14 protein-coding genes are annotated in these 15,918 nt (G+C 59.6%); 8 read left to right on the top strand and 6 right to left on the bottom strand.

What is annotated here, in order from left to right; translation table 11 throughout:
- The first annotated feature begins 69 nt into the window (after positions 1 to 69).
- Genes folE2 through AC1DHT_RS06435 form a run of 7 tightly spaced genes read left to right on the top strand, consistent with a single transcriptional unit; the run spans position 70 to position 6,247 of the window.
- Positions 70 to 966: a GTP cyclohydrolase FolE2 gene (folE2, locus tag AC1DHT_RS06465; protein ID WP_427541312.1), complete on the top strand. Its 897-nt coding sequence runs from the start codon at positions 70 to 72 to the stop codon at positions 964 to 966.
- The gene (locus AC1DHT_RS06460; RefSeq protein ID WP_427541315.1) at positions 963 to 1,631 is read left to right on the top strand and encodes a metal ABC transporter ATP-binding protein; all 669 of its coding nucleotides are present in this window, start codon (positions 963 to 965) and stop codon (positions 1,629 to 1,631) included. The genes folE2 and AC1DHT_RS06460 overlap by 4 nt, the downstream gene beginning before the upstream one ends.
- Positions 1,631 to 2,497: a metal ABC transporter permease gene (locus AC1DHT_RS06455; protein WP_427541318.1), complete on the top strand. Its 867-nt coding sequence runs from the start codon at positions 1,631 to 1,633 to the stop codon at positions 2,495 to 2,497. The genes AC1DHT_RS06460 and AC1DHT_RS06455 overlap by 1 nt, the downstream gene beginning before the upstream one ends.
- 11 nt (positions 2,498 to 2,508) lie before the next feature.
- On the top strand, positions 2,509 to 3,393 hold the full coding sequence (locus tag AC1DHT_RS06450) for a metal ABC transporter substrate-binding protein (RefSeq protein WP_427541321.1): 885 nt from the start codon (positions 2,509 to 2,511) through the stop codon (positions 3,391 to 3,393).
- On the top strand, positions 3,390 to 3,950 hold the full coding sequence (locus tag AC1DHT_RS06445; RefSeq protein WP_427541324.1) for a gamma carbonic anhydrase family protein: 561 nt from the start codon (positions 3,390 to 3,392) through the stop codon (positions 3,948 to 3,950). The genes AC1DHT_RS06450 and AC1DHT_RS06445 overlap by 4 nt, the downstream gene beginning before the upstream one ends.
- 2 nt (positions 3,951 to 3,952) lie before the next feature.
- On the top strand, positions 3,953 to 5,290 hold the full coding sequence (locus tag AC1DHT_RS06440; protein WP_427541327.1) for a dihydroorotase: 1,338 nt from the start codon (positions 3,953 to 3,955) through the stop codon (positions 5,288 to 5,290).
- Between the two features lie 36 nt (positions 5,291 to 5,326).
- Positions 5,327 to 6,247, top strand: coding sequence for a His/Gly/Thr/Pro-type tRNA ligase C-terminal domain-containing protein (locus AC1DHT_RS06435; protein WP_427541330.1), 921 nt, complete (start codon positions 5,327 to 5,329; stop codon positions 6,245 to 6,247).
- On the opposite strand, the gene AC1DHT_RS06430 is transcribed toward AC1DHT_RS06435, so the two are convergent.
- The gene (locus AC1DHT_RS06430; protein WP_054594808.1) at positions 6,231 to 6,752 is read right to left on the bottom strand and encodes a DUF3617 domain-containing protein; all 522 of its coding nucleotides are present in this window, start codon (positions 6,750 to 6,752) and stop codon (positions 6,231 to 6,233) included. The two genes, AC1DHT_RS06435 and AC1DHT_RS06430, sit on opposite strands and share 17 nt — an antisense overlap.
- 131 nt (positions 6,753 to 6,883) lie before the next feature.
- On the opposite strand from AC1DHT_RS06430, the gene cls reads away from it, so the two are divergent.
- Complete coding sequence (cls, locus tag AC1DHT_RS06425) at positions 6,884 to 8,323, top strand: cardiolipin synthase (RefSeq protein WP_427541333.1); 1,440 nt, start codon at positions 6,884 to 6,886, stop codon at positions 8,321 to 8,323.
- Here the strand turns inward: cls and cfaB are convergent.
- From cfaB to hflK (AC1DHT_RS06400), 5 genes are all read right to left on the bottom strand, one after another.
- The gene (cfaB, locus tag AC1DHT_RS06420; protein WP_427541336.1) at positions 8,320 to 9,507 is read right to left on the bottom strand and encodes a C17 cyclopropane fatty acid synthase CfaB; all 1,188 of its coding nucleotides are present in this window, start codon (positions 9,505 to 9,507) and stop codon (positions 8,320 to 8,322) included. The genes cls and cfaB overlap by 4 nt on opposite strands.
- Positions 9,508 to 9,822: 315 nt before the next feature.
- Positions 9,823 to 11,733 carry a cation-translocating P-type ATPase gene (locus AC1DHT_RS06415; protein WP_427541339.1) on the bottom strand — a complete coding sequence of 637 codons (1,911 nt, stop codon included), beginning with the start codon at positions 11,731 to 11,733 and terminating at the stop codon, positions 9,823 to 9,825.
- A complete protein-coding gene (hflK, locus tag AC1DHT_RS06410; RefSeq protein ID WP_427541342.1) occupies positions 11,730 to 12,788 on the bottom strand; it encodes a protease modulator HflK in 1,059 nt (352 codons plus the stop codon). Before hflK (AC1DHT_RS06410) ends, AC1DHT_RS06415 begins: the two co-directional genes overlap by 4 nt.
- Entirely contained in the window at positions 12,785 to 13,834 is a 1,050-nt protein-coding gene (gene hflC, locus AC1DHT_RS06405; protein ID WP_427541345.1) for a protease modulator HflC, read from the bottom strand. Before hflC ends, hflK (AC1DHT_RS06410) begins: the two co-directional genes overlap by 4 nt.
- Positions 13,831 to 15,804 (bottom strand): protease modulator HflK, encoded by a 1,974-nt coding sequence (gene hflK / locus AC1DHT_RS06400; protein WP_427541348.1) that lies wholly within the window; start codon positions 15,802 to 15,804, stop codon positions 13,831 to 13,833. The genes hflC and hflK (AC1DHT_RS06400) overlap by 4 nt, the downstream gene beginning before the upstream one ends.
- Between the last annotated feature and the right edge of the window lie 114 nt (positions 15,805 to 15,918).

Here is a 15,918-nt window from a genome sequence, read left to right as displayed (position 1 = left end):
GAAAAAGGTATCGTCGACTGCATTGTTATAATATAACATGGCAAAACATTTCCAACGATGGACCTGCTCATGAATGCGCTGACTCTGCCGGATATCGCCGCGCAGGCCTCACGCCAAGCCTTGCCACTCGAATGGGTGGGCATGTGCGGCATTGCTCTTCCTGTTGTATTCGACGGTCAGCGATTGAGCGCAAAAGCCGACGCTGGCGTCAGCCTCGATGATGGCGAAGCGCGTGGCATTCATATGTCGCGGCTGTATCTGGCGCTGGAAATGCTTGAGCAAGAAAGCCTCACCCCGGCGTTGTTGCGGCAAGCTCTGCAACGTTTCCTCGACAGCCACGAGGGTTTATCCAATGCCGCTTACCTGCGCATTCACGCTGATTTACTGCTCAAACGCCCAGCCTTGATCAGCCCTTTGGCCGGCTGGAAAAGCTATCCGATCAGCATCGAAGCGCGCTTGGAAAACACAGTGTTCCACGTGGAACTTAAAATTGAAGTTCCTTATTCGTCCACATGCCCCTGTTCAGCCGCGCTTTCGAGACAACTTATTCAGCAGCAATTCATCGATGACTTTGCCAACAAGCCGTTGCAGCACGCCGACGTTTTGACTTGGCTCGGATCGCCAAAAGGCATCGTTGCGACACCCCACAGTCAACGCAGCAGTGCGCAATTGCGGCTACGACTGGATGACTATCTGGACGATCTGCCCTTGATCGCGGCGATCAATGACGCCGAAGCCGCGCTCGGCACCGCCGTTCAAACCGCAGTAAAGCGTGCCGACGAACAAGCCTTCGCTCTCGCGAATGGTCAGAACCTGATGTTCTGCGAAGACGCTGCACGACGTTTGAATCTGGCGTTGAAACGCTCTCCCGGCATCAAGGCATTTCAATTGCGGGTGCTTCACGCTGAAAGTCTTCACGCTCATGATGCGGTCGCCGAAAGTCGTTGGAACTGGGAGGCCGCATGATTCGCTGCCAAGGATTACGCTGGGGGGCTCCTGGCCAACCACTAACTCCCGCCCTCGATTTCAATTTGCCCCGCGGCAGCCTGACGGCAATCATTGGTGCCAACGGCTCGGGCAAAAGCAGCTTGCTGAAAGTCATCGCCGGTCTGCAAAAGCCGCTGGCAGGTAAAGTCGTCCTCGATGTTTCACCACGAGGTGGCTTGTCCTTTTTGCCACAACAACAGCACCTCGACCGACAGTTCCCCATCAGTCTGCAAGAGTTGGTGAGCGCTGGATTCTGGGGCAGCAAGCAAACGCCGGACGTTCGCCGCCAACGCCTCGACAGCGTGCTGAACGACTGGTGTCTGAACGGTTTGGAACAACGCCCGTTGATGGCGCTGTCAGGCGGCGAATTGCAACGCGCCCTGCTCGCTCGTCTGAGCCTCGCCGAAGCGCCACTGTTGCTGCTCGACGAACCTCACGCCGCGCTGGATGAACTCGGTCAGGCGCTGCTGTGGAAACACATCCACACCTGGCACAACGAGGGCCGAACCCTGGTTGTGGTGTGTCATGACCTGGCTGCGGTTCGCCAACACATTCCTCAAGCATTGCTGATCAAAAGCTCGGGCTGCGTCCTGGCGCCTAGCCGTGAACTGATCCTCCAGCAACCACTCACGCAGGTGGCGTAATGCTTGTCGCTGCGCAACTTTGGCAACCGTTCCACGAGTTCGTGTTCATGCGCCGGGCCCTCATCGGTGGTCTGGTATTGGCTTGCAGCACCGCACCGCTTGGGGTGTTTCTGATCCTGCGACGCATGAGCCTGATCGGTGACGCCGTGGCTCACGGCATCTTGCCTGGCGCCGCGTTAGGGTTTTGGTTTGCCGGTTTGAGCTTGCCGGCGCTGACCATCGGTGGCCTCGGCGCTGGCCTGAGCATGGCCGGATTAGCGGCATGGATTACCCGCCGCACCGGCCTTCGGGAAGACGCCAGCCTGGCGGCGATCTACCCCATCTCGCTGGCCAGCGGCGTGCTGATCCTGGGGATCGCCGGCAAACGCCTCGACTTGCTCCACTTGTTGTTCGGCTCGGCATTGGCCGTCGACGGCCCAACGTTGACCGGCATGCTCTGGATCTCGGGGATCAGCCTGATCGCCTTGGCACTGATTTATCGGCCACTGTTGCTGGACACCCTCGACCCATTGTTTCTGCAAACCGTCAGCCGTCTCGGCCCTTTGGCGCACGGCGTATTTTTGACTCTGGTGGTGCTGAATCTAGTGATCGGTTTCCAGGCCATCGGCGCGCTAATGGTGGTCGGATTGATGATGTTACCGGCCGCCGCTTCACGCTTCTGGAGTCGCCGCTTGCCAATGTTGATGGCCATCGCCGGGGTGCTCGGCTGTCTCTCGGTATGGTTCGGTCTGTTGCTGTCGTTCTACTACTCGCTGCCCAGCGGCCCGGCCATCGTGCTGGTAGCCGGCGCGTTGTACCTGCTGTCCGTGGTGTTCGGTCCGGTGCACGGACTGCTGCGGCGCCCGCCTTTGCTCACGTCCCAATGAGGTGTTTCCCGATGCGCGCTCTACTCGTGCTGTTCTGTGTGTGGTTGTCGATGTCGCTTTCAACGGTATCGGCAGCAGAAAAACTGCCGGTGGTCACCAGCTTCAGCATTCTTGCCGACATGGTTCATCAGGTCGGCGGCGAGCACATCCAGATCACCAACATGGTCGGCCCGGACGCTGACGCTCACACCTACGAACCCACTCCGGACGATGCCAAGGCCCTGCTCAAGGCCAAACTGATCTTCAAGAACGGCCTCGGTTTCGAGCCGTGGCTGGACCGCATGGTTGCCAGCACCGCCACCAAAACCCCGGTAATCACCGCTAGCCGCGGGGTGATTCCAAGAACCATGAACGAGGACGGCGAGACCCTCCCCGACCCGCATGCCTGGCACAATCTGGCGAATACCGAACTCTATGTGAACAACATCACCAAGGCGCTGATCGCCGCAGACCCGACGAACAAAGCCGATTACGAACACAACAGCCAGACCTACCTGAAGCAGATCTACCGTCTGCTGGCCGAAGCCAAAACCAAGCTCGGCGCATTGCCTCCGGGCAACCGCAAGATCGTTACGTCTCATGACGCCTTCGGCTATCTGGGTCAAGCGTACGGCATCGACTTCATGGCACCTCAAGGCCTGTCCACCGAACGTGAACCGTCTGCCGCCGAAGTGGCCGCATTGATCACCCAGATCCGTCAGGCCAAGGTCAAAGCGGTGTTCATGGAAAACATCAAGGACGCCCGCCTGCTCAAGCAAATCGCCGATGAAAGCGGCGCGCACATTGGCGGCACCCTGTACTCGGATGCACTCGCCGCCGAAGGTCCGGCCAGCACCTTTGCCGGGCTGTTCGAATACAACCTCAACACGCTTTACAACGCCTTGAGCACGCCATGATCCGCAAGAACCCTTCCGGCGATTTGCCGCGGATTGCCGAGTCCGCCTACGTCGATAAAACCGCGATCATCTGCGGCAAGGTAGTGATTGGCGAGAACGTTTTCGTCGGCCCCTACGCGGTGATCCGCGCCGATGAAGTCGACGATTCGGGCGAGATGGAACCCATCACCATCAGCGCCAATTCGAACATTCAGGATGGTGTGGTGATCCACTCCAAATCCGGTGCAGCGGTGACCATCGGCGAGTTCAGCTCCATCGCTCACCGCTCCATCGTCCATGGTCCGTGCACCGTCGGTAACCGGGTGTTCATCGGTTTCAACAGCGTGCTGTTCAACTGTGCAGTCGGCGATGGTTGTGTAGTGCGGCACAACTCGGTGGTCGACGGGCGAGACTTGCCGGCCGATTTCTATGTGCCGTCCACCACACGCATCGGTCCGAAAACCGACTTGTCCCAGTTCCCACCGGTCAGCATCAGCGCCTCGGAGTTTTCCGAGGATGTGGCGCGTACCAACGTCGATCTGGTGCGTGGCTACAAAGCCCTGCAGAACGAGTTTTGAGCATGAGCAGCGTGTTGATTCGCAACGCCCGACTGGTCAACGAAGGCTGTGAGTTCGACGCCGATCTGTTAGTGGATCACGGGCGCATTGTGAAGATCGCCAGCAGCATCGAAGGTGAAAACGCGATGCTGGAAATCGACGCCAATGGTCAATGGTTGCTGCCGGGAATGATCGACGACCAGGTGCACTTTCGAGATCCGGGTGCACCGAACAAAGGCAGCATCCATACCGAATCGCGGGCGGCCGTAGCGGGTGGCATCACCAGTTTCATGGACATGCCCAACACCCGACCGGCAACCCTGACGCTCGATGCACTGGCCGAAAAAAAGCGCCGGGCAGCGATCCACTCGGTGGCCAATTACGGCTTTCACTTCGGCGTCAGCAACGACAACCTCGACACCGTCGCAGCACTCAACCCCTGCGAAGTCGCCGGGGTCAAAGTCTTCATGGGCGCTTCCACCGGCAACATGTTGGTGGATGACCCGAAAATTCTTGAACGGCTTTTTGCCGAGGTTCCGACGATCCTGCTAGCCCATTGCGAACACACTCCTAGCATTCAGATCAACGAAAACAACCTTGCCGAACTGTTCGGGGAGAACATTCCCGCTGCGGCTCATCCGCTGATTCGCGATGCCGAGGCGTGCTTTCGCTCCTCCTCAATGGCGGTCGATCTGGCCAAACGACACGGCACTCGATTGCATGTTTTGCACCTGACCACTGCTCGCGAACTGGCCTTGTTCGAAGACAAACCGCTGAAGGAAAAACACATCAGCGCCGAAGTCTGCCTGCATCACTTGCTGTTCGATGATCGCGACTATCTGCGCCTGGGTAATCTCATCAAGTGCAACCCGGCGATCAAGACTCAAGCTGACCGCGATGCATTGCGCCAAGCGTTGCTCAGCAACCGACTGGACATCATCGGCAGCGACCACGCGCCCCACACCTGGGCTGAAAAACAGTTGCCCTACCGACAGGCACCTTCCGGGTTGCCGCTGGTACAACACGCCCTCCCCGCGCTGCTGGAACTGGTGGCCGATCAGTTGATTCCACTGACCACCCTGGTGGCCAAAACCAGCCATCGCGTGGCCGATCTGTTTGCCATACCGGATCGCGGTTACCTGCGTGAAGGTTATTGGGCCGACCTCGTTTTGATCAAACCAGAGCCTGCCGGCAAAGCTGTTTCCCGGCAGCCGATTCTCGCTCAATGCGGCTGGACACCGTTCGCCGGGCAGCACTTTCGACACAGCGTCAGCACGACATTGGTTTCGGGGCAAATTGCCTGGCACGCCGAACGTCTAAATGAAGACTGTCAGGGTTTGCCCTTGCGGTTTATGCGTTGAATAGCGTTTTGCATGAGACACCCAGGAAAACCGACGATGATTCACATCACCCTGCCTGACGGCTCGCTGCGCGAGTACGACCAACCACTCTCGGTATTTGAAGTTGCGGCGAGCATTGGAATTGGCCTGGCTAAAGCGGCGGTCGCCGGCCGGGTGAATGGCACGCTGGTGGATTGTGCATTCGTGATCAGTCAGGACGCACGGGTGAACATCGTCACACCGCAGGAACCGGAAGGTCTGGAGATCCTTCGCCGGTCTTGCGTGCGCTTGTTGGCGATGGCGATCAGGCAGCTCTATACCGAGGTAAAGCTGTACGCAGGCGCGGTTGTCGGTGATGGTTTTTACTGTGAATTTGCCCACGAACAATCGTTACAACCTGACGACCTGAAGCTGATCGAAGCGCGAATGTATGCACTGGCAACCACCAACCACTCGATCAATCACGTCCTGTCGCAATCTCGGCTGGGGAACTTCGAAGATGTGCTTGATGGTCCGTACGTGCCTTCAACCAGAGTATTGCAGGCGTTCGCCCTGGCCCATCTTTGTGGAACATCACGGCAACGGATTTACGGCGTGTGCTGGGCTAATCAGCAGGAGCTCGATGAATGGCGAGCCCCACAACAGGTCGTCGTCGTGAACATCGATGAGCGTCAGATCGGCTACGCGCAGTCAGTCACCGAAGCGCTGCGTCGCGCAGGTTTTCGCGCCAACTCCGATGTGCGTAAGAAAAACATCGGGAACAAGATTCGCCACCACACTCTGCTGGCGGTGCCCTACTTGCTGGTGATCGGTGACAAGGAAATGGATGGCGGATTCGTCAGTTTGCGCAGCGGCAAGGGCGAGGATTTTGGGCGGATGAGTGTTGAAGCGGTGTGTGAGCGGCTGCGGATCGAAATGGACACTGTCGCTGGCAAGGCCGCAGCCTTGCCAGCAATAGAGATCAGGCGCGAGGTTTGACCGTTCCGCAATCCTGCCCCAACCACACGGCACGAGTATCCATGCTGCCCTTTTGCTGGATTCCGGTGGCGTTGAACGTACCGTTGACCGTGGTGTTGAACTCACGGTCGCTAAGGAACGTAGCAACGCCGGCGCCCTGGGCTTTCGGGCAGCTGAAGCGGAATTTCCACTGGTTGCCGCTGCGGTCGGTGACCTGCTGCGTGCAGCCTGACTGCGGGTCTTGCAGGGGAATGGTATCGGATTGAACCTGTGCCTGGGTCAGGCACACACGAATCCCTTTACCGCCCATGGTGATGCCTTGTTTCTCCAACGCGGCCTTTTGTGCCGGCGTCATCTGGCTGCCCAACTGGTTAAGGATCAACTGCAGATCCGGGAGGTTCTGGTCATCGACCTTCATGTTGCTTGAGGTCAATTCCCACAAACCCGGTTGCAGCATCTGTGCCTGAGCGACCACAGGAAGTGACAAGCCAACAGCCATGGCCAAACCCAGCAGACGTACGTTCATCGAGTAACTCCTAGACAATAGTGCCCGTTAGACGTCGCCAATCTACTTCGGTTGCATGTCTAATTAAATAGCGACATTCATCGTGGAACATGGTCTGTTAAGCATTGAACTGTCAGGAGCACGGTTGCCCCATGGATTTTTTTGGACCCCATCTTTTCGCGTATCTGATCGCGCTCATCCACTCACTGGGCACGATCGCCGCCATTCACGCCGTATTGACCGTCAGGACCGCTCAGGGCTCGATTGCCTGGGCCTTGTCACTGGTCTTCATACCTTACCTGACGCTTATCCCTTATCTGGTCTTCGGTCGCAGCACCTTCGACGCTTATATCAAGGCTCGTCGGCAGGCCAACGAAGAAATGCACAAGGCCATCGCCGACCTGAACTGGCGTCCGTGGATCGAGGAAGCGCTGACCGCCCGCGCCTCCAAAGCCTACACCTCGTTACGGGCGATGCCGAAGCTGGGGCGGATGCCGTGCCTGGCAAACAATCAGGTACGGCTGTTGATCAACGGCCAGGCAACCTTTGATGCGATTTTCGAAGCGATACGCACCGCCCGTGAAGCCGTGTTGATTCAGTTTTTCATCGTCCATGACGACCAGCTCGGCCGACGCCTGCAAACACTGCTGATGGAAAAATCCGCTGAAGGCGTCGCTATTTACCTGCTCTACGATCGGATCGGTAGCCACTCCCTGCCTCACAGCTATGTTCAACCCTTGCGTGATGCCGGGGTGCAGGTCGAGGCGTTTGCCACACGCAGTGGCTGGCTCAATCGGTTTCAGGTGAACTTCCGTAACCATCGCAAGATTGTCGTGGTCGACGGCGCGCAGGGCTTTGTCGGCGGGCATAACGTCGGTGACGAATACATGGGCCAGAAACCACCGCTGGCACCGTGGCGCGATACGCACATCGCCGTCAGCGGCCCCGTGGTTGCGTGCATGCAGGAGTCTTTCGCGGAAGACTGGTTCTGGGCCTCCCGAAAACTGCCACCGCTGATTCTGCCACAGAGCTACCCCGACGACGGCGTGCTCTGCCAACTACTGGCCAGCGGACCGGCGGACCCTTACGAAACCTGCTCGCTGTTTTTCGTTGAAGCCATCCACTCCGCGACCGAACGCGTGTGGATCACCAGCCCGTATTTCATACCCGATGAAGCGGTATTTGCCGCGCTACGCCTGGCGGTACTGCGCGGTGTCGATGTGCGGCTCCTGTTGCCATCTCGACCGGATCACCGGATCGTCTATGCCGCCTCCAGCCTGTACGCCTTCGAAGCCGTACGCGCCGGGGTTCGGGTGTTCCGGTACCAACCGGGCTTTTTGCATCAGAAGGTCGTGCTGATCGACAGTGAGATCACGGCGATCGGCAGTGCGAATCTGGACAACCGTTCGTTCCGGCTCAACTTCGAAGTGATGCTACTGACCGTCGACAGCGAATTCGCAGGTTTGGTGGAACACATGCTCAACGACGACTTTGCTCAGGCCCACGAAATTGCCAAAGGCGAAAGCCGGAAGACCCACCGCCTGCAACAGCTTGGCATGCGGGTCGCCCGGCTTATCTCGCCGATCCTTTAAGGGTTGTAGATATCGTCACGCGTCCACGGTAGCTCATGGCTGCCGTCGGGGTGGGTCTTGACCGCGAGGATCTGGTGCAAGTTGATCCAGCCCCGTGCGAACGCATAGGCGCAGCCTGCCAGGTACAGTCGCCAGATCCGCAACGCCTGCTCCGGCACCTCTTTGGAAGCGGCTTCAAGGTTGTCCTCCAGCCGCTCGCTCCAGTGGTCCAGCGTACGGGCGTAATGCAGACGCAGGCTTTCGACATCGACGATCTCCAGCCCCGCTTCACTGATTTCAGCCGAAATCATCGACAGGTGCGGTAATTCACCGTTAGGGAATACGTAGCGCTCGATGAAATCGCCCGCTCCGCGTCCGACCGGCCGGCCATCCGTGTGCTTGGCGGTAATGCCATGGTTCATCACCAGGCCGCCTTCACGCACGGCCCCGAACAATGTCTTGCAGTATTCCGCCAGGTTGGCGTGCCCGACGTGTTCGAACATGCCGACGCTCACGATCTTATCGAACCGCCCATCCTGAGGCAGATCGCGGTAATCGAGCAGTTGTAGCTCAACCTGATCCTGCAAACCTTCAGCGATCACCCGCTCCCGGGCCAATGCCAACTGCTCCTTGCTCAGGGTGATGCCAAATACTTTCACCCCGAACTCCCGCGCCGCATAACGCGCCAACCCTCCCCAGCCGCAGCCGACATCCAGCAGGTATTCGCCGGGTTGTAGCCGTAGTTTGCGACACAGGTGGCGGAATTTTGCTTGCTGGGCCTGTTCCAGGGTTTCGCTGCCGGTTTCGAAGTAAGCGCAGGAATACGCCATGTCACTGTCGAGCCAGAGCTGATAGAAAGCATTCGAGAGGTCGTAGTGATAGGAAATCGCCGCTGCGTCGGTGGCTTTGTCATGGACAGAGCGCACCGGCTGCTTGCCGTCGGTATCATCCAGTAGCGCTTGGCTCCACTCATCACAGACCCGGATCACATCGCTGATCTGACCTTCAAGTTCGAGCTTGCCCTCAACGAAAGCGGCGCCCAGCAGGTCGAGGCTTGGGCGAGTGAATTGAGACACTAATTGTGGGTCCTTGACCACAATCGTGACGCTGGGCGCAGGGCCCAGATTGAATTCATGGCCGTCCCACAGTCGCAAGCGAAGCGGTAATTGCAGATTCTGTAAGGCCGGTGGTAGTTGCGCGAGCATGAATAGTCCCCCTTGTTTCAGACGTCTGATTTGAGGGTAGACCATTGTGGAAAATTAGCTGGCTATCGATTTAATAGCCTTTTCCTATGAGTCACGACGGGGCAACAAACTGTCGTAAACCCACTATTTCAGCCACGTAACGGCCTGAAGAAGTGCGCCCTCTTCACAGTTGACTGTCAATTGTGCGCACAGTTCGGCGACGCTTCCGCCTTCACTGACCATGTCGATTCAGAACACGGCACATGACCCTGTAGCAGCCGAACGCAGGCTTCGCCAGCTGCTACAGGTCGCGTTACGAACTGACCGGCCACGTCCTCAACCCTCTTCTTTCAGCTTCAGCAGCGGCTCCTGGAACCGCAACAAACGCCCGGCATTGCCCAACACCAGCAACGTGCTCAGGTTATGCAGGACCGCAGCAATCATCGCCCCTCCCGCCCCCAGCCAGCCAAACGCAGCGAACGCGACGATCGCCAGCGTCCAGCCCAGACCGATGATCACATTGACCTGCAAGGTCTGTCGGCACTGGCGGCTCAAGCGCACGCAGGTACCGAGTCGACGCAGATCGCTGCCGATCAACACGATGTCGGCCGAGGCCAGGGCGATATCTGCTCCGCCTGCGCCCATGGCCACTCCGACTACGCCAGCCTTTAGCGCCAACGAATCATTGATGCCATCGCCGACCACCATCGGCCGGAAGCCATTGTCGATTTCAGTCAGGACGCGATTGAGTTTGTCTTCCGGCAAGGCTTGCGCCTCGACATCGCTAATGCCGACTTCATGGGCCAGTCTGTGGGCGACGCTCTGCCGATCGCCGGTCAACAACAACTGCCGGCCAAGACCCAACTCGCGCAGTTCTCTCATGGCAAAACGCGCTTCCGGTTTGATGCTGTCCGCCAACAACAGCCACGCAAGGAAACGCCCATCCAATGCCAGACCGGCAATCGGCCCATCGTGCACCGGCACCGTCGAGGTGGTGATGCCCAACTGCGCAAACAATTCAGGTCGGCCGAGCGCCGCTTCGCCCTGCTCGGTCATCGCCACCACACCCAAACCCTGACGTTCACGAATATCCGAAAGCAACAGGAAATGCTCCTGAGCGACCAACTCGGCCAATGCCCGACTGACCGGGTGGCTGCTGGCCGAGCCGAGGCTGGCGGCCAGTTTCAGCAAGGTGCTGCGGTCCTCGACCGGGCTGTCGATCGACTGCAAACGCAACGTGCCGAACGTCAGGGTGCCGGTCTTGTCGACCACCAACGACGTCAGGTCCGCCAATTCTTCGAGGAACGCCGAGCTGCGAATCAGGATGCCGTGGCGCGCAGCCACCGCGATCCCGGCAATCGCCGTGGCCGGGGCCGACAGCACCAATGCACATGGGCAGGCGGCAACCAGTACCGCGAGCATTGCTTGCGCATCATTGGTGACGAACCAGGTCACTGCGGCCAACAGCAACACCAGCACCATGTAGCTGCCGGCGTAGCGTTCCAGCAAACGGGTGATCGGTGGCTTGGAGCGCTCGGCACTTTGCATCAGCGCGATGACTTTGCCGAGGGTCGATTCGTTGCCGGTGCGGGTCACTTCCAACCGCAGCAAACCATCGAGGTTGATCGCCCCGCCGAACACTTGCATGCCGACGATGGCCTCAAGCGGCACCGACTCACCAGTGATCGGCGCGGTGTCCAGGCTCGCTTGACCGGACAGCACCCGCCCATCGGCAGGCACTCGATCGCCTGCGCGCACTTCAACGATGTCTCCGGCCTTCAACGCAGCGTTGTCGATTTCGATAATCGAGCCATCGGCCTGAACCTTGCGCGCATGGCTGCGCGTCAGCCGGCCCAGCGCGTGGATCGCTTCCTGAGAGCCAATCACGCTACGCTCTTCCAGCACGTGGCCGAAGATCATGATGATCGGCAACAAGGCAGCGGTCAGCAGATCGCCCGTCGCCCAGGCGCCCATCATCGCCAGAGCGATCAGTTGATCGGTGATCCCGTGCAGGCTCGGATAACGCAGGCTGTACCAGGCCGAACGCATGACCGGAACGGCCACCAGTAATGACGCCAGCCCGAGCAATAACTGGCTGACACCGGTTTGCTCCGGCGACAACCAGCGCCAGACCAGTCCCAGGCCGAGCAAGCCCAAAGCGAGCATTGCCAAGGTCAACTGGCGTGCGGCGCTGCGTTTTTCAGCCGAGCTCAACATGCTTGGCGCAGCGACGGTTTGAGTTGTCATTGTTCGGCTCCCTGAATGATCAGGCGGGAATCGTCTTTAGGGTTGACCGTGGTAACCGAGCCGGCCTGACCGAGAATTTTCGGCATACGCTCGCGATAGATCCGCAGGAGCATTTCCGGGTCGCTGCCCTTCTGCTGCGCCTGCGCCAGGCTAAGCACCGTGGCGGTGTCGGCCGACGCTTTGGCCAGACGTTCGCTCGCTTGAGCGTGAGCCACTTGCAGCGTGCGATCAGCTTGTTGGGTCGCGGTCTGAGTGAGCTTTTCGGCTTCAGTACGTGCGTTCGCTACGGCCTTATCTGCCTGCTGACTGGCGGTCAGTACCGCGTTAAAAGCATTGACCGCAGGTTCGGGCAGACTCGATTGCACGTCGACCCGGGCGACCTCGATCCCCAATCCCTGCCCCGTCGCGGTTAACTCGGCCAAGCGCTGATTGATCCCTTGCACCAGATCACCGCGCAGACGCTCGCGACGTTCGGCGGCCTGATTGTCAGCACCGATCAACTCCGGCCGAGCGACCAGAATGGTGTCCAGGTCTCGCGCAGCCGTCAGCGCCACCGCACTGCGAGTCACCAAACGGTCCAGCGCCGGCAGCACATGTTCACCCTGCAGGACGAAGGCGTAAGGCTCGGTCACTTTGTAAAACACCCGAACGTCCAGTTGCACCACGCCCGAATCGCCAGTGAGCAAATACCCAGAGCCGGCCAGCGCATCGCTCAGTGGATTGGCGAAACTCGCCACACGCTCACCTTGCAGCGCAGCATCGGAGCGCAGCAGATTTTCCACCCGCCGTTCGATCACCCGATCCGCTGCCGGCAACAAAATCACCTGCTCGAACGGACGCGGCCACGCCAACAGCAGGCCGGCGTTCTGGATGCGATCCAGCGCGCCGAAGTGCATCACCACGGCGCGATTCTGCGGATCAATCTGCCGCACATTGGAGAAAGCCCAGGCCAACGCAGCCAACACCGTTACCGCGTAAAGCGCGAGAAATGCCAGACGCCCTGCCTGAATCCACGGGCTGTCGAGTTCATTTGTTCCACGTGGAACCACACTCATGGCTGCGACCCAGATTTGTTATCCAGCGTCGGCGGTCCATCAACCAACACCCGGAATGGCGCAGCATCGGTACGCAGAATCAGCTTTGTGCCTGGCTTTATCATCGTGTCCAAGGTGTCCAGCGAACGCAGCAAGTTGTACAACTGCGGCGAACCCGCGTAAGCCTTGCCGTAGATTTGCGCGGCTTCAACCCGCGATTGGGCCTCGATGTCCGCAGCCTTCACTGTGGCGTCAGCCTGGACGATGCGCGCATCGCGCTCGGCGGCTGAACGGATTTGCGCCGCCTCCCGCTTGCCGATGGCGGTGCGTTCGGTGGCAATGGTTTCACGCTCGGCACGCATGCGATCGACGGTGGCGGTCAGGGTCACTGACGGCAGTGTCAGCCGTTCGATACCCACTTGCAGCACACGCACGCCGTAAGTGGTCAGCAGTTGCTGATCGATCTGCTTGCGCAGTTGCGCCTCGAAATCAGCGATATGCACTTGGTTGGCGTCGGTGTTCACCAGGTTGGCCAGGTCGAAACTGCTGGCAGTGGTTTCCAGCGCGGAGCCGACAAACGTACGAATCTGCCGCGCTGCTTCGTCCGGTTGGTTCTGCACCGCTCGCATGAAGCGTTGCACATTGTCTGGATCACCCTGCACCTGCCACGCGACATAAGCCTGAACGATGATCCGCAAACCATCGCGCGTGCCCACGTCCTGCAAACCGCTGGAGGTGGTGCGCAGACGCAGGTCGACCGGAATCGCCGCCTCGAACGGTGTCGGCCAGCGCCAACCGAGGCCGGGCTCCAGCAGCACCCGCGAAGGATTGCCGAAACGGGTAATCACCGTCGCCTCGCCCGAACGCACTTGCACCAGGCTCGCCGCCGCAATGGCAAACAGCACCAGCAGCGCCGCCCAGCCCATGCGTCGCCACGGGAAGGGGCCCGCCTCTTGCGGGTCACCATGGTGATGATGGTGGTGGCCGTGATGATGCCCGCCATGGCCATGGTCGTGGCCGGCGTGGTCGTGATGATCATGCGGCTCGTGGGAATGCGACGGGCTCAATTGGCGGCTCCTGACTGAACGGGTTGACGTGACGGCGAAGTGTCAGTCGGTAAGGTGGCGGGTAACGTGTAGCTGCGTAAGTCGATGGTCGGCGTACTGTTGCCACCCAAGCGATGATCAAGCACTAGTACCTTGGCGTTGGCCAGGCCTTGCGACAGCTGGGCAAAATATTGCTCCAGCACAAAGGCCCGACCGGCTACGGCGTAGGCTTTGCGCTCGGCAGCGAAACGCAGGTCGGCGGCTTGGGCCGTGGCGTTGACTTCACGGGCCGTGGCCAGCGCCTGGTCATGGGCGACACTGGCCTGCAATTGCGCCTGATTGGTCTGCTCGGCAGCCGCGCCACGCTCGCGCGCGATCAACGCTTGCGCGCCGATCTGCGCGGCTTGCACGCTGTGATAGGCGTTGGCAGCGCCGGCCGGAGGATGAATCGCTTCGACGACCGTGGCGAGGATTTCCACGCCGCTGTCGAGTTTCTGCAAATCAGCCTGCACGGCACGACCAATGTCTTCGGCGAGCCCTACCCGATCGGCCCCAAGCAAACCGTCGAGGGTCCGCGAGGCAAAGTCGTGCACCAGAATCCGGCTGGCAGTGCTGCGAATCAGTGTGGGTACATCGGTGCTGTTGTAGGTTGCCGCCAACGCGGCCTGATCACTCAGACCGATGCGGTAGACAAAACGCACGTCCATGTTGACGATCTGGAAGCTCTGTTTATCGTTGCTGCTACTGGCAATCACCTGGGACTTGTCATTCACGTGGCTGGCGTCCCACAACCGATTGGCAATGGCCGGTGCGGACCCTTCCGCAGGATCAGCCACCGTCACCGCTGGCGTGTCACCGACGCTGGTCGCCAATTCGTGAACCACGCCATTTTCAACGCTCAGCACCCTTCCCAACGGCCAAGGCAGACCGGCATGCAAACCCGGACCAAACACCTGAACCGGCTTGCCAAAGCGCTCGTAGATCCCCCGCCCTTGCAGCGGTATTTCGTGAATCCCGGTGAGCAGCCAACCCACGAACAGCACCACGCTCAGCACAGGCAAGAAGGCCCGACGCATGTAAGTGAAAGCCCAGATCTGCCGCAGATCGATGCCAAAGCGGTTATGCAATTCGTGCTGCAACGCCAACAAAGGTTGTGGCGGCCAGCGCAACATGTCCGCGACAAAACTGCGCGCCAGCAACGTCGGTTCGAGCAGATCGCGACGCGGACTGAACAACGACAACACCGCACGCAGCAACAACTCTGCGGCGACCAGCCCCGGCAGTAAACCGATCAACACCGCCAGGCGCACAGGCCAGACGGCAGTTTCGCTGCTGAACAACAGGCAGAATGCGCCGGTCACCAGACAGATGATCGCCACGCGAGTGAGCTGCGCCAACTGCCCGGCTTCGGGCCATTGCGCGGGAATTTCCTGAGTCAGTTGGCGTTCGCACACCAGCAAACCGAACGCCAGCAGCAACGATAGCGCTGCCCCAACGCTGGCCGAAAGACCCAGCGCAGCGGCGGGTAATGTCAGGTTCCAGAACTGTTCGAGGCTGAACAACGCCAGCAATGACCAACCGGCCAGCCACAACGTCGGCGCGCCGATCTGCGCCAGTAATCCGGTCCAGCGCTCACCCGCTCGCGCCAACAGTCGCTCATACCAGCCGAGCGCCTCGGTGATTTCGATCTGTTCCGCAGCCAGCACAACCACCGGTTCAGCCAGCGCCAGCGCCCGCCATTGGGTGATCCACCAGGCCGATTGCAAACCGGCCACCACCACGATCAACGCCGAGGACTGACTGACCAATAGCGGCGGCCAGATCGATTGCGGTGCAAACAGCCCGACAAAAAACGCCAACAACAATCCTGCTGCTGCGAGACTCGCCAGGCCGATGCCCACCCGCTTCAACCGACGTCCGTGAAACACCGCCTGCTGAAAACGCGGCAGTCCTTCCACGTTCGCCCCCTCAGCCTCCAGATCGACTTGCATACCACCTCAGTACTTGCTGTTACGTGAACCAGACCTGTGGATAAGTCGTCAGGCCGCTGCATTTTTTGCAAATCGTTACGATATAACGATGGTAGTGAATTTTTGGCTCCCCGC

This window comes from Pseudomonas sp. 05N432 (assembly GCF_056396945.1).
Note: the sequence above shows the minus strand (reverse complement) of the source record. Positions and strands in the feature narration are given on the sequence as shown.

Bases quoted from the DNA above. Each gene is read 5' to 3' on its own strand.
- folE2 (WP_427541312.1), top strand. From the start codon at position 70: ATGAATGCGCTGACTCTGCCGGATATCGCCGCGCAGGCCTCACGCCAA.
- AC1DHT_RS06460 (WP_427541315.1), top strand. From the start codon at position 963: ATGATTCGCTGCCAAGGATTACGCTGGGGGGCTCCTGGCCAACCACTA.
- AC1DHT_RS06455 (WP_427541318.1), top strand. From the start codon at position 1,631: ATGCTTGTCGCTGCGCAACTTTGGCAACCGTTCCACGAGTTCGTGTTC.
- AC1DHT_RS06450 (WP_427541321.1), top strand. From the start codon at position 2,509: ATGCGCGCTCTACTCGTGCTGTTCTGTGTGTGGTTGTCGATGTCGCTT.
- AC1DHT_RS06445 (WP_427541324.1), top strand. From the start codon at position 3,390: ATGATCCGCAAGAACCCTTCCGGCGATTTGCCGCGGATTGCCGAGTCC.
- AC1DHT_RS06440 (WP_427541327.1), top strand. From the start codon at position 3,953: ATGAGCAGCGTGTTGATTCGCAACGCCCGACTGGTCAACGAAGGCTGT.
- AC1DHT_RS06435 (WP_427541330.1), top strand. From the start codon at position 5,327: ATGATTCACATCACCCTGCCTGACGGCTCGCTGCGCGAGTACGACCAA.
- AC1DHT_RS06430 (WP_054594808.1), bottom strand. From the start codon at position 6,752: ATGAACGTACGTCTGCTGGGTTTGGCCATGGCTGTTGGCTTGTCACTT.
- cls (WP_427541333.1), top strand. From the start codon at position 6,884: ATGGATTTTTTTGGACCCCATCTTTTCGCGTATCTGATCGCGCTCATC.
- cfaB (WP_427541336.1), bottom strand. From the start codon at position 9,507: ATGCTCGCGCAACTACCACCGGCCTTACAGAATCTGCAATTACCGCTT.
- AC1DHT_RS06415 (WP_427541339.1), bottom strand. From the start codon at position 11,733: ATGACAACTCAAACCGTCGCTGCGCCAAGCATGTTGAGCTCGGCTGAA.
- hflK (WP_427541342.1), bottom strand. From the start codon at position 12,788: ATGAGTGTGGTTCCACGTGGAACAAATGAACTCGACAGCCCGTGGATT.
- hflK (WP_427541348.1), bottom strand. From the start codon at position 15,804: ATGCAAGTCGATCTGGAGGCTGAGGGGGCGAACGTGGAAGGACTGCCG.